We start from the raw sequence: 13,020 nt of genomic DNA, 5'->3' as shown, positions 1-13,020 counted from the left end.
ACAGCTTTTCTTGATTGCTGCAAAACGCCTTCATGATAACATATTATTTATTAGGATAATCGCAACTGAGGTGAAGTGGTAGTGCCGCAACAGCAAATGTCGCCAATTGATCGTTATCGTTATGACATTGAGCACAATGGTTTTTCAGAGGATGCGGCACAGCTTAACGCTGTCGAGCATTTACAAAGACTTTACGAAGAACTCATTGCCTGGAATAACTATCAGCAGCTTCCAGCACTTAAACGCTGGTTATCAAAAGCTCCTGTTAAACCTAAGGGACTGTATTTCTGGGGCGGTGTCGGGCGTGGCAAAACCTATTTGGTGGATACTTTTTTTGAAAGTTTACCAATTGATGCGAAGTGGCGTATTCATTTTCATCGATTTATGCACCGCGTTCACAATGAGTTAAAGCAATTAGACCAGAAAAGCGATCCCCTAAAAATTATTGCCGATAAAATTGCAGACGAAACTCAAATTGTTTGTTTTGATGAGTTCTTTGTACAGGACATTACTGACGCAATGCTGCTCGGAACGTTATTTGAATATTTGTTCGAGCGAGGAGTAATTTTAGTCGCAACGTCAAATATTGTCCCAGATGATCTCTATAAAAACGGCCTGCAAAGGGCCCGCTTTATTCCGGCAATAAAACTGATAAAGGCCAACTGTGAGGTAGTGAATGTCGATAGCGGTATTGACTATCGCCTGCGTACACTGACACAAGCCGAGATTTTCCACTCGCCGTTAGACCCTCAAGCCGATGAAAACTTGTGGCAGTACTTTAAAGATTTAGCACCAGAGTGTCGTGACCAGTATGAATCTGACAGCATTGACATTGAAGGTCGGAAAATTGCCGTGAGGGCCGAATGTGATGACGTTGTTTTCTTTGACTTCAGAGATATCTGTAAAACGGCCCGCAGCCAAAATGACTATATGGAAATAGCGCAGCTTTATCATGCCGTTTTAGTCAGCAATGTCGAGCAAATGGGGGCAGGTAAAGACGATATTGCTCGACGCTTTATCGCGTTAGTGGATGAATTTTATGAACGCAAAGTGAAGCTTATTTTGTCTGCGGAAGTACCCATCGAGTCCCTTTATACCGAAGGGCAGCTGAGTTTTGAGTTCCGCCGCTGCGTGAGTCGCTTGCAGGAAATGCAAAGCCGTGAATATTTAGCGATGGAACACAAAGCATAAATTTCAAAAAATGCGTGATCTTTGACCGCATTTTTCCTATAATCCGCGCAGCCCACGTTACAGTCCATTACGTTAACTTCGGTTGAGTAATGGTTGCAGCAAGTAAACTAATGATTTTATTCATTATTTTATTGTTGTGATTCGCGGGGAAGCCCGGAATTACTGTCCGTGAACTTTTAAAATGTAGGTTTTATACAATGAAAACATTTGTAGCCAAGCCAGAAACGGTAAAACGCGACTGGTACGTAGTAGACGCTGAAGGCAAAACTTTAGGTCGTTTAGCTACTGAAATCGCTCGTCGCCTGCGCGGCAAGCACAAGCCTGAGTACACTCCTCACGTAGACACTGGCGATTACATCGTTGTTGTTAACGCTGAGAAAGTTGCTGTAACTGGTAACAAAGCTCAGGACAAGATGTACTACTCGCACACTGGATTTCCGGGTGGTATCAAATCAATCAGCTTTGAAAAACTGATTGCTAAGAAACCAGAAATGGTCATTCAGAAAGCGGTTAAAGGTATGTTACCCCGTGGTCCATTGGGTCGTGCCATGTTCCGTAAACTGAAAGTGTACGCAGGTGCTGAGCATAATCATAATGCTCAACAGCCGAAACAACTGGATATATAATACGGAGCAAGAACACTATGGCAGATAATCAATACTACGGTACTGGTCGTCGCAAAAATTCCACGGCTCGCGTATTCTTGCGTCCGGGTAGCGGCAACATCAAAATTAATCAACGTGAACTGAACGAATACTTCGGTCGTGAAACGGCACAAATGGTTGTTCGTCAACCATTAGAAGCTGTAGAGATGACTGAGAAGTTTGACCTTTACATCACTGTAAGCGGTGGTGGTACTACCGGTCAGGCTGGTGCTATTCGTCACGGTATCACGCGTGCATTAATGCAATACGACGAAGCGCTGCGTCCTGCGTTGCGTAAAGAAGGTTACGTTACTCGTGACGCACGTCAGGTTGAACGTAAGAAAATCGGCTTGCATAAAGCACGTAAACGCCCACAATTCTCGAAGCGTTAATTCGCTTTTTGTGTGGTGTCAAAAACCCGGCTTCGGCTGGGTTTTTTTATGCCTATTCCAATAGAGTTATACCTCAGTTCTCGACGCATTACTCTTGTAAAAAGTGTGTCTTTTCTTTATTATCTCAAAGCATTTTCTGTGATCCGCTAAAGCGGACAAAAGCAGCAGCTAATTCCGACTTCGCGGCAATGAACCGTGAAGCGTCCAAAACTGGAGAATAGATGGATGAGCAATGCGCCTGTAGATAAAGGTCGCCGTCGTTTTTTGACTGTCGCAACCTCAGTGGTTGGCGGCGCTGGTGCGGTGGGTGTCGCCGTTCCTTTCATAGCGTCGTGGAACCCGAGTGCGAAAGCGAAAAACGCGGGCGCACCTGTAGAAGTGAATATTCGTAAAGCTGAGCCGGGTCAGCTAATTCGTGTGAAGTGGCGTGGTAAACCTGTATGGGTTGTTCGCCGCACACCTGAAATGCTCGATGGGCTGTCCAAAATTGAAGACAACCTTCGCGACCCAAATTCAGAAGAGCCACAACAGCCTCCTTACGCACAGAATAAATACCGTTCAATAAAAGAAGAGTTCTTTGTTGCGGTCGGTATTTGTACTCACCTTGGCTGTTCTCCATCTTATCTGCCGAGCGGAATGGGCGAACACGTAGAAGGCGTGGAATCCGGCTTTTTCTGCCCATGCCACGGCTCTAAGTTTGATATCGCTGGACGTGTATTCGAGAGCGTTCCTGCACCATTAAACTTGGTTGTACCGCCGCATTACTTTGTCGACGAGAACACCATCTTGGTGGGTGAAGATAAGGGGCAAGCATAATGTTTAAGCGATTCGTAGAGTGGATGGATGCTCGCATCCCGATGACAAAAACTTGGAACATCCACCTGGCGCAGTACCCAGCTCCAAAAAACTTCAATATGTGGTATGTATTTGGTTTTTTGGCGACGATAGTTCTTATTAACCAAATACTGACTGGTGTTTGGCTGACCATGAATTACGTGCCAAGTGCTGAAGGTGCTTTTGCGTCAGTTGAATACATTATGCGTGACGTCGAATACGGTTGGTTATTGCGTTACATGCATTCAACCGGTGCTTCCGCATTCTTTGTCGTGGTCTATCTGCACATGTTCCGCGGCATGATGTACGGTTCTTACCAGAAGCCACGTGAGCTTATCTGGCTGTTCGGTATGTTTATCTTCTTGGTGCTAATGGCGGAAGCCTTCATGGGCTACTTGCTGCCTTGGGGACAAATGTCCTACTGGGGCGCACAGGTAATCATTTCATTGTTTGGTGCTATTCCGGTTATTGGTGATGACCTGACATTATGGATTCGTGGTGACTACGTTATTTCCGGCGCAACCCTGAACCGATTCTTTGCACTGCACGTTATAGCCTTGCCTTTAGTGTTGGTTATTTTGGTGTTTTTACACATTGTTGCGCTGCACGAGGTTGGTTCGAACAACCCCGACGGTGTTGATACCAAAAAGCCAAAAGGCACAGTGCCAGATGAAGAAAAGCCGAAGTTCAAATTTCACGAGCGCTTTACAAGTAAGAAAGACATTGTCGACTCAATACCGTTCTTTCCTTATTACATTATTAAAGATATGTTCGGTTTCGGTGTGTTTCTGTTTGTTTTCTGCTACGTCATTTTCTTTAATCCGGAAATGGGCGGATTTTTCCTGGAGCCACCAAACTTTGAGCCAGCGAACCCTCTGAAGACACCAGAGTATATTGCGCCTGTTTGGTATTTCACTCCGTTCTACGCAATTTTGCGTGCGGTACCCGACAAGTTATTCGGCGTTATTTTAATGTTCGCAGCGATTGTTTTCCTGGCGCTGTTGCCATGGATAGATCGTGGTAAAGTTCGCTCAATTCGCTTCCGTAGCGTATTGCACAAACTGAACTTAACCGTATTTGCGATTAGCTTCATTGTGCTTGGCTATTTAGGTACTCAGCCAGCGACGCCTGTAGCGACTATTTTTGCGCAAATATTTACGTTCCTATACTTCGCTTTCTTCGGGTTACTGTGGTTTTACAGTAAACGTGAGAAGACGAAACCGGTTCCAGAAAGGGTGACGTCGAAATGAAAAAATTGTTAATCGCTCTTATGACTTTGGTCCCGTCGCTGGTTTTCGCGGCGGGTCCAACCGTACCTTTGGACGAAGCTGAGGTTGACCTGCACGATAAAGCATCACTGCAACGTGGCGCACAGTTATACATGAACTACTGCTTGGGTTGTCACCAATTGCAGTATCATCGTTATAACCGAACCTTTGAAGATCTTGGCATTCCACAGGAGCTGGGTGAAGAAAACCTGCAGTTTACTGGTCAAAAAGCGGGTGATCGTATTACCAATAATATGAGCACCGAAGCAGCATCTAACTGGTTCGGCACTGCAGCACCGGATTTAACCAACGTGGCTCGTGTACGTGGAGCGGATTGGATATATACGTATCTGCGTTCGTTCTATACAGACGACAGCCGTCCGTTTGGTGTGAATAATGCCGTGTTCCCGAATGTGGGCATGCCGCACGTATTGCAAGAGCTTCAAGGTGTACCGGAGAAAACATACGAAGAACGTATGATCGACGGGAAGATGAAGGACGTTTATGTAGGAATTAAAACCGATGGTAGCGGTCGCTTATCAGAGAGCGAATATGATCAGGCGGCGCTTGATTTGACCTCGTTCCTGGTTTACATGGGCGAGCCAATGCTATTAGAGCAACGTCGTATTGGATGGTTTGTATTCGGATTCCTACTTATATTTACGCTTTTAGCCTGGTTCTTGAAAAAAGAGTTTTGGAAAGATCTTAAGTAATTAGGTCTGTTTGTCCGCAAAAGCGGAGTTTAAAAGGGTGGCTTGCCACCCTTTTGCCGTTGATATTATCTGGAGAAAGGAATGGCTGTAACAGCAAATAAACGCTCAGTAATGACGTTATATTCAGGAAAAGATGATTTAAAAAGTCATCAGGTGCGTTTGGTTTTAGCTGAAAAAGGTGTCGGTGTTGAAATCACATTCGTGACGGAAGACTACACCCCGGAAGATCTATTGCAGCTTAACCCTTATCCTGAAGCGGCACCAACGCTTGTTGACCGTGACTTAGTGCTATATAACGCACAAATCATCATGGAGTATTTGGATGAGCGTTTCCCACATCCGCCGCTTATGCCTGTTTATCCTGTCGCACGAGGCACTAGCCGCTTAATGATGTACCGTATCGAGAGAGATTGGTACTCGTTGGCAGATAAAATTGCCAAAGGCGACGCACAAGCGAAACAGGAATTGAAAGAAGGCATTCTCTCTTTGGCGCCTGTTTTTGCCGACGCGCCTTATTTCATGAGTGAAGAGTTTAGCTTGGTTGATTGCTACCTGGCACCGCTACTTTGGCGTTTACCAGCTTATGGTATTGAGTTAGACGGTCAGGGCGCAAAAGAGATTAAGCAATATATGGTTCGTTTATTCGAACGGAAGACTTTCCAGGACTCGTTAACCGAAGCTGAAAGAGAACTTGCACGCGGCTAATTAATGCCTAATCGCTTCAAAGGTGGAGGAAGTAATGATGACACCTAAACGTCCCTATTTACTGCGAGCACTCTATGAGTGGATCGTTGACAACGAGCTCACTCCTCATTTGGTGGTTGATGCAACCATAGTAGGTACCGTCGTCCCTCAGAACTTTGTCAGCGATGGCCAGATTGTTCTCAACATATCACCATCGGCTGTACAAGGGCTGCAGTTAGCCGACGCTGAAGTCAGGTTTAATGCTCGCTTTGGTGGCAAACCAATGCAGGTTGTTGTTCCTATGACAGCTGCATTGGCTATTTATGCTCGTGAAAATGGTGCTGGAGCCATGTTCGAAGCGGAACCAGAGCTTGATAAGATGCCTGACCTTGATGATGAAGCCGAAGAGTCAAACAGTGCTTCAAAAGAGGGCGGTGAGAGCACTTCAGATAAGCCGAAAAAACGCGGCCATCTTAAAGTCGTCAAATAGTGTAAGCTAAGGCATTAACCTTTAATCGTTAATGCTTTGATGACTCTCTCGACACCGTCAACATTTCTGGCAATGTCGATAGCCGCATTTGCTTGTTGTTGAGTGACATTTCCTAACAAGAAAACTTCACCATTTTCTGTAACTACTTTAATGCTAGTAGCTGGCACAGCATCATTGCTGGCGAATTTAAGTTTTATCTTGCTGGTTATCCAGCTGTCCCCAGCTAAAACCCCTGGGCTAGCCTTAGAGCCAATACGGATCTGATTAAATATATTATTAATGCCATTGGTATCGCGAATAGTGTCTTCTGCGAGGCGCTTTAGCGCTTCTGTTGGAGCTTGTCCTATAAGAAGCACATTGTTGTTGTAGCTAACTGCAATGACGCGAGCTTCGTTAAGCTTTTTCTGATTGCCTAATTTGGCGTTAGCTTTCATTTCAATGGTTTGATCATCGATTTGCGTGCCGATAGTGCGAGGGTCGCTGGCGGAGCTAACGCCCACGGCAGCAGCTCCCACTGCTACGGCCGCACAGCCCTGAAGAAACGCTAAACAAAGCGCTGTTACAATGAGAATATGACGACTTTGGTTCATCATTTTAATGCTCCTCAGGAAAAATAGTCGATTCAATTTGCTCGCACAGGCTGTGCAGTATAAATAATTGTGTTTCCAGCACTCGGGCTGCATTTAAACTGGGCACTCGCAATTCAACGTCATTTGGCCCCAGCAAGCCCGACACTAGCTCATTTCCTTCACTGGTCAGTGCGATAATAATCATTTCCCGGCTAATTGCGCTTTCCATTACACCCGTCAGTTGATCGGAGTCTCTATCCGCAATAACGAGCAAGATATCGCCGGACTGGCCGAGTGCCGCAAGCTGTTTTTTGGGGCTCGATGTCAGACTTATTACCGGAAAAGGCGGACGCTCTAATTTCATGCCTTCCGTCATTAGGTGGACAAAATGACCAGCCAGTGAGCTACTTGTGTCCGTTCCGGAAATAAAAACACGCTGACCGTTCAGAAGATGTCCAACGAGTAGCTCAACGGTTGCCAGCATGTCTTCAGAGAGGCTTTCGACAGCCGATATTTGGGTTTGAATGCTCTGTGTAAAAAGCGCTTTAATAGACTCGTCAGTCATCATTATTAAAAGGCGTCCTTAATCCATTCTATGTTAAGCGAACCTCCGCTAATGCCAATAACATCAAATCTTATTGCTGCGGTATGTTCATCTATATTATGAGTCATTAAATAATGGCGCGCAGTATAGCGAATTCTACGACATTGTTGGGGCGTTATTTGTTCCAGTATTGACGCAAACTTTTCATTTGCACGATACTTTACTTCTACAAATATCCAAACGTCTTTATCTCTGGCTATTAGGTCGACCTCTCCACCGTCAATACGATAATTCCGCTCGACAATGCTAATCTGATGCTTGGCCAGAAACTCGGACGCTATGGACTCCGCTTTATTACCGGTTGTTTTTTCCTGCATTGGGCTGCTCCTCTAGCACGGTGATACTCCCGTTTTTAAATGCAGCCCATTGTAACTGTCTATTCACGACTTGGTTTTCTACACTCAGAACGCCACTTAAACCTTTCCAGTGTGTTCCTGGCATACGTTGCATTATGGGTAAACGTTGTAACAAGTCGACGCTATCGTAACCCATAGCGGCTAAACGAGCTTGTGAGAGCTCCCACCCTGAACGAGCGTCAAGCCATTGGTTTAGCAAAACATTTTGGCCGCCGTTCTGGACTAACCAAGGTGTTTCAGAAAATATAAGACCGTTGAGATCGTTGTCGCCAAGTTGATTCGTAAGCTCGTGTGCAGACGAGGTTCCATAAACAGGAATACGTTCAGCAAAAGGTGAAATGCTGACATCAATAAAGGGTTTTAACAGACGAACTTGTTGGAGGTTTCCGGGCAAATAAATACCACTTATATCACGTCGGCTACGCTCTTGCTCATCAACGATGATTTTGCCTGCAGCAATTTTTACTGCCCGAATTCGCTCTTTACTGCCCACGAGTCCCAGCGATGCTTCCACCGCCGACTTCATGTCGTCCCTTTGGCTGAATAAGCTCACCGAAGGCTCGTTAATACCTGACCAGCTTTCTTTATAGCGCTCAACCATGCGTTGCGAACCAGGGGTATTCGCTGCCAAAACCAGCGGACGCTTCGTTCGGCTCGATGCAGAGCTCATAAACTCAGACGCTTGCTCTGCTTCTGTTTCAGGGTTTAGCGCAAAGAAAATGGAGTGGCTATTTGCCGTCGCCTCTGAGGTATCTGCATCAATTTGGTTAAGAAAGACCTGAGGAGTATTTAAACTTGTCTGTCGAACCCATTCGGTAACAGAGCCTTTTAACAGAGGACCAATAACTCCCGCTGGCTTTAACTCTTCTAGCTTGGACTGCTGTTCTTCGAAGCTTAGCTGGTGAGTATCGATAAAAACCAGCTCATAGCTCTTGGTTTCACTAACTTTGGCAATAATGCCGTCACGCACCGCTAGACCCTGCGCTTCGTATTGACCGGATAATGGCAGTAAAACAGCAATGATTGTATTTGTACTTTTGTCGACTTCATTGCTTTGGCTATCGGAGCTAACCCAGGAGTTGACGCGTTCACGCGCAGGGTGATTCGGAAAACTGTTTTGCCAATTGTCTAACAACGCTGAAAAAGCGCTTGGTGACGTCATTGCCTGATGATGGTTATCGATTAGGCGCCACCAACCGGCTAAAACGAGATCTCTAGGGCGTTCCGCTGGCAACTGCGATTGTGTCACCTGACTGGCTGTTTGCCATAATGCATTAGGCGATGGTTCGTCGGAGTAGCGTTGAGCTTCTACTTGCCACGCCAGTGCCTGCCAATACTGATGCCGTTCTCCAGCAGCAAAGGCAAGTAATTCCAGAGTTAGGCGTTTATATTCTTTTTGAGTGAACTGCTCAGGTAGCCCTTCTAGCGTTTTGTAAACTTGAGGCCACTGTTGATTGTGTGCATACCAACGGCCTTTGGCCAGTCGGAAATAACGGTTAGCGTCATTAGTCAGCTGGTTTTTGTCCAGGCGCGCAAGTATCGCTGCCGATTTCTGCCATTCTTTCTCGTCCTGAAGAGTCAGCGCCGCCTGCACTAATGCTGAGTTCTTGGCGATATCATTGGGGGCCTGCCATGCTTCTTCCAGCCAGTCAGCAGAGCTTTTTGCGTCTTCTAAATCGAGCGTCTGCTGCTGAACATCCGGTCGCTCTTGTGGCGTTTGGGTGCGTTTTGGCACTGACGTACATTGTGTCAGAGCAAAGCAGGCAATAATGGCGATAAAAACAAAACGATACGCTTTAAACACAGTAAGATTCCGCATTGACGACTATTCGGTGATACTATAAACCGCATTGAACATGGACACAAACGAAGGCGCTTTTATGTCGGAACCAGGCACCCTTTATATAGTACCTACGCCAATTGGAAACCTCTCGGATATTACCGAACGAGCACTCACGGTGTTTAAGGAAGTGGACGCAATTGCAGCGGAAGACACACGTCATACTCGTAAATTACTGGAACATTATGGCGTACAGGTTCCTGTCTTTGCATTTCACGATCACAATGAAAAAGCAAAAGCTGAACAACTGATTGAGCGGGTGATAAATGGTGAGTCGATAGCTTTGGTTTCTGATGCGGGCACGCCGTTAATTAGTGATCCGGGCTATGCGCTGGTAAGTTTGTGTCGGAAACAAAATGTGAAAGTCACTTCGTTGCCAGGAGCTTGTGCGCTGACAGTGGCGCTTTCAGGGGCTGGTTTGCCGACCGACAGTTTTCAATTCGAGGGTTTTTTACCGTCTAAGCCGGCACAACGTCGAGCAAAGCTGGAGAGCTTGGTGAACACACCGCGTACTTTAGTGTTTTATGAAAGCCCACACCGAATACTGCACACTCTGGAAGCGATGGCGGATATTTTCGAGGACGAGCGGCAAGTGGTGTTAGCGCGCGAGCTTACCAAACAATTCGAGACTTATTTAACAGGCTCGGCTGGGGAGCTCATAACACGCTTAAACGAGGATCCAAACCAGCAGCGCGGGGAAATGGTTCTGTTGGTTGAGCCGTTTCAGGCGCCTAAGGACACCTCTGGTCCAGGTGAAGATGCGAAACGCACGTTGCAAATACTGCTTGAAGAACTGCCTTTGAAAAAAGCCGCGGCGTTAAGTGCGAAGCTTCATGGTGAGCGAAAAAATGAATTGTACCAGTGGGCGTTAAGTCAGAAAAACAACGATTGAGTTAGTGCGCCACACAGCGTAGAATCCGTCGCCGGAGAGTTGGCCAGACAATCGCTGCCTGTTTACAGGGGGAGGAAAGTCCGGGCTCCATAGGGCAGGGTGCCAGATAACGTCTGGGCGGCGTAAGCCGACGACTAGTGCAACAGAGAGCAAACCGCCGATGGCTGCTTGCAGCACAGGTAAGGGTGAAAGGGTGCGGTAAGAGCGCACCGCGCGGCTGGTAACAGTTCGCGGCACGGTAAACTCCACCCGGAGCAAGGTCAAATAGGGGTTCATTGGCGCGGCCCGCGTTGAACCCGGGTAGACTGCTTGAGGATCAGGGCAACCTGATCACTAGATGAATGATTGTCCACGACAGAACCCGGCTTATCGGCCGACTCTCCCCTTATTTTAAAATTGCCACTGTTTTAAGAAACGTGTGAGCTCTTCAATACCCAGGCCGGGACTAATGTAGTAGCCCTGTGCAAAGTCGCATTTCTGGTGTTGGAGAAACTCCCATTGCTCTTTGTTTTCAACGCCTTCGGCAATCACATCAATATCTAATGCGCGGGCCACTCGCAGCAATGCCTCAGTCAAGGCAACTTGTATTCTATCGCCAGGTGCGTGGTTCAGAAAGCTCCGATCAATTTTCAGGTAATCAACCGGGTAACGCTGAAGGTAATTGATACTGGAGTAGCCAGTCCCAAAGTCATCAATCGCAATTTTAACGCCGTTTGAACGCAAGTAATGCAGAATGTGAATCTGTCGCTGTTTATTGCTCATTAGCAGTGACTCAGTAATTTCAAAGGTCACTTTGTCCGCCGGTAACTGGTGCTGACTAATACATTCAAGCCATTGTTTGGCGGCATTTAAATCATTAAGCTCCCGTTCGGAGCGGTTAATGGACAAGCCTATATGAATGTCGTTGCTCTGCAGTAAATTCCAATCAGCGCAGGCTTGCTCTAAAACAAACTGACCAAGTTCGTGTATTAAACCGGTACTTTCGGCAACCGGGATAAATTCCGCAGGGGATATGACATTACCGTTGTCGTCTGTCCATCGCAGCAGAGCTTCACACTTTTCAACTTTGCCGTTACCAAAATTAACGATAGGCTGATACACCAAACGAAACTCACGGTTTTTCAGCCCTGCTCGCATACGGTTATGTATTGAGCTCTGGTGCTCCGAACGCCTGCGAAGCTCTTCATTGAAGAAGTAGTGCGTGCGTCGCCCAGCTTCTTTCGCTGCATACATCGCCAAATCGGCATTTTTAAGTAACTGCTCGGTAGTCAGGCCATCGTCTGGGTAAAGTGCAACGCCGATACTGCATGAGGTTTGCACTTGGCTATGACTTAACGCAAAGGGTTTATTCAACGCGTTATTTAGTTTCAGAGCTAATTGGTCAATAACGTCTTTTGATTTCAGCCGGTTAATGACAACAACAAACTCGTCGCCGCCCAAACGAGCGATAAAGTCCTCCGCTCTAAGCTCTTTTCTTAAACGTGAGCCCGCCACCTTTAATAACTCATCACCAGAGTCATGCCCGAGGCTGTCATTCACCTCTTTGAAGTGATCTAAGTCGATAAATAGAATTGCGAAATGATTGTATTTAGCCGCTTTGCCCGTTAAACGGTTGAGGTGTCTAATAAAGGAACGTCGATTGTGCAACTGTGTGAGTGAGTCAAAGCTGGCTTGTTCATCAATAATGGTAAGGGCTTTGCGCAGTCGCATTTGCGTATAAAAAAGGTAATACATAAAGGCATTCATTAAGGCTGCCAATATGAGACCAAAAACGACAATGCTCCAGTAGACGAAACCTTTGGGGACCCAATTTCCATCAACCGGCGCTGTTGCCAGTAGCCACTGCCCAGCGGAAAGTGAGACGTCGCTAGAGACATGATCTTTCTTCCAAACAGACGGATCGCCGAATTGAAATTCCCGGTCGCCGACCGTATTGAGTTTAGCTAATGCTGTTGCGTAAACTCCTTGTTCAGAGCTTAAGCCACTGTTAGCCATAAGCTCATCAATTTGAATAACAACTGCAATGACACCCCATAAGTCGTTTTCTAAAACAACGGGCGCTCGCGCAATTAAAGCTAAACCGCCTTGTACTAACTCGACGGGGCCATCTATAACAACGTCGCCGTTTGTAATGGCCTTTTGTACGCCCTCAAGCTGGGCTTGCGACTCTCTGTAATTAAAACCAAGAGCTTGTTCGTTCCCCTTCAATGGGTGCACAAATTGAATAACCAGGTCAGGTGCTAAGGCAACATGGCGGATGGGGACATCTTGGGTGATTAACTCGGTCATCAACGCGTTAAACCGAGCATTAGAAATATTGGGAGACAGTTTAATTTCAGCTCGCAAAGCGCGCACAGTGACTAAGGAGGAATTCAGTTGTCCCTCTAACGCAGCACGCAATTTACCAAGGCGCTCGGTTGCTGTGCGCTTTCGGGCTTCTACGGTTTGAGCGTGTTGGTTTTCGGCAAACCAAATAACACCGGTACAGGCAACAGCAAAGCTAAAAATAATGAAAAGCCAAAAACGCTTCATGCGCGAATTCA

At 46.5% G+C, this 13,020-nt stretch carries 14 protein-coding genes and 1 other RNA gene; 10 read left to right on the top strand and 5 right to left on the bottom strand.

The window, feature by feature from the left end; genetic code table 11:
- Positions 1-96: 96 nt before the first annotated feature.
- From zapE to BLT32_RS04215, 8 genes are all read left to right on the top strand, one after another.
- A complete protein-coding gene (zapE, locus tag BLT32_RS04250; protein WP_053953247.1) occupies positions 97-1,191 on the top strand; it encodes a cell division protein ZapE in 1,095 nt (364 codons plus the stop codon).
- Positions 1,192-1,388: 197 nt separating this feature from the next.
- Positions 1,389-1,817 carry a 50S ribosomal protein L13 gene (gene rplM, locus BLT32_RS04245; protein ID WP_053953056.1) on the top strand — a complete coding sequence of 143 codons (429 nt, stop codon included), beginning with the start codon at positions 1,389-1,391 and terminating at the stop codon, positions 1,815-1,817.
- Between the two features lie 17 nt (positions 1,818-1,834).
- A complete protein-coding gene (gene rpsI / locus BLT32_RS04240; RefSeq protein ID WP_053953055.1) occupies positions 1,835-2,227 on the top strand; it encodes a 30S ribosomal protein S9 in 393 nt (130 codons plus the stop codon).
- A 225-nt stretch (positions 2,228-2,452) separates the two neighbouring features.
- Complete coding sequence (petA, locus tag BLT32_RS04235; protein ID WP_053953054.1) at positions 2,453-3,043, top strand: ubiquinol-cytochrome c reductase iron-sulfur subunit; 591 nt, start codon at positions 2,453-2,455, stop codon at positions 3,041-3,043.
- Positions 3,043-4,311, top strand: coding sequence for a cytochrome b (locus tag BLT32_RS04230; RefSeq protein WP_053953053.1), 1,269 nt, complete (start codon positions 3,043-3,045; stop codon positions 4,309-4,311). The genes petA and BLT32_RS04230 overlap by 1 nt, the downstream gene beginning before the upstream one ends.
- Complete coding sequence (locus tag BLT32_RS04225) at positions 4,308-5,042, top strand: cytochrome c1 (RefSeq protein ID WP_053953052.1); 735 nt, start codon at positions 4,308-4,310, stop codon at positions 5,040-5,042. The genes BLT32_RS04230 and BLT32_RS04225 overlap by 4 nt, the downstream gene beginning before the upstream one ends.
- A gap of 81 nt (positions 5,043-5,123) precedes the next feature.
- The gene (gene sspA, locus BLT32_RS04220) at positions 5,124-5,747 is read left to right on the top strand and encodes a stringent starvation protein SspA (protein ID WP_053953051.1); all 624 of its coding nucleotides are present in this window, start codon (positions 5,124-5,126) and stop codon (positions 5,745-5,747) included.
- A 37-nt stretch (positions 5,748-5,784) separates the two neighbouring features.
- On the top strand, positions 5,785-6,216 hold the full coding sequence (locus tag BLT32_RS04215) for a ClpXP protease specificity-enhancing factor (RefSeq protein ID WP_053953246.1): 432 nt from the start codon (positions 5,785-5,787) through the stop codon (positions 6,214-6,216).
- Positions 6,217-6,230: 14 nt separating this feature from the next.
- Here BLT32_RS04215 and dolP read toward each other — a convergent pair whose 3' ends face one another.
- Genes dolP through BLT32_RS04195 form a run of 4 tightly spaced genes read right to left on the bottom strand, consistent with a single transcriptional unit; the run spans position 6,231 to position 9,549 of the window.
- Positions 6,231-6,809 (bottom strand): division/outer membrane stress-associated lipid-binding lipoprotein, encoded by a 579-nt coding sequence (gene dolP, locus BLT32_RS04210; protein WP_235443954.1) that lies wholly within the window; start codon positions 6,807-6,809, stop codon positions 6,231-6,233.
- A gap of 1 nt (position 6,810) precedes the next feature.
- The gene (locus BLT32_RS04205; RefSeq protein ID WP_235443953.1) at positions 6,811-7,353 is read right to left on the bottom strand and encodes an SIS domain-containing protein; all 543 of its coding nucleotides are present in this window, start codon (positions 7,351-7,353) and stop codon (positions 6,811-6,813) included.
- Positions 7,354-7,355: 2 nt separating this feature from the next.
- On the bottom strand, positions 7,356-7,706 hold the full coding sequence (locus tag BLT32_RS04200; protein ID WP_053953050.1) for a YraN family protein: 351 nt from the start codon (positions 7,704-7,706) through the stop codon (positions 7,356-7,358).
- On the bottom strand, positions 7,684-9,549 hold the full coding sequence (locus tag BLT32_RS04195; protein WP_053953049.1) for a penicillin-binding protein activator: 1,866 nt from the start codon (positions 9,547-9,549) through the stop codon (positions 7,684-7,686). Before BLT32_RS04195 ends, BLT32_RS04200 begins: the two co-directional genes overlap by 23 nt.
- 76 nt (positions 9,550-9,625) lie before the next feature.
- Here BLT32_RS04195 and rsmI point away from each other — a divergent pair, with 76 nt between their 5' ends.
- On the top strand, positions 9,626-10,477 hold the full coding sequence (gene rsmI, locus BLT32_RS04190) for a 16S rRNA (cytidine(1402)-2'-O)-methyltransferase (protein ID WP_053953243.1): 852 nt from the start codon (positions 9,626-9,628) through the stop codon (positions 10,475-10,477).
- Positions 10,478-10,512: 35 nt separating this feature from the next.
- An RNA gene (gene rnpB, locus BLT32_RS04185) (RNase P RNA component class A) lies at positions 10,513-10,862 on the top strand.
- Positions 10,863-10,867: 5 nt separating this feature from the next.
- Here rnpB and BLT32_RS04180 read toward each other — a convergent pair.
- Positions 10,868-13,009 carry a putative bifunctional diguanylate cyclase/phosphodiesterase gene (locus BLT32_RS04180; RefSeq protein ID WP_053953048.1) on the bottom strand — a complete coding sequence of 714 codons (2,142 nt, stop codon included), beginning with the start codon at positions 13,007-13,009 and terminating at the stop codon, positions 10,868-10,870.
- Positions 13,010-13,020: the final 11 nt, after the last annotated feature.

The organism is Idiomarina zobellii, assembly GCF_900100855.1.
Taxonomy (GTDB): domain Bacteria; phylum Pseudomonadota; class Gammaproteobacteria; order Enterobacterales; family Alteromonadaceae; genus Idiomarina; species Idiomarina zobellii.
This window is presented reverse-complemented; position numbering and strand designations above follow the sequence as displayed.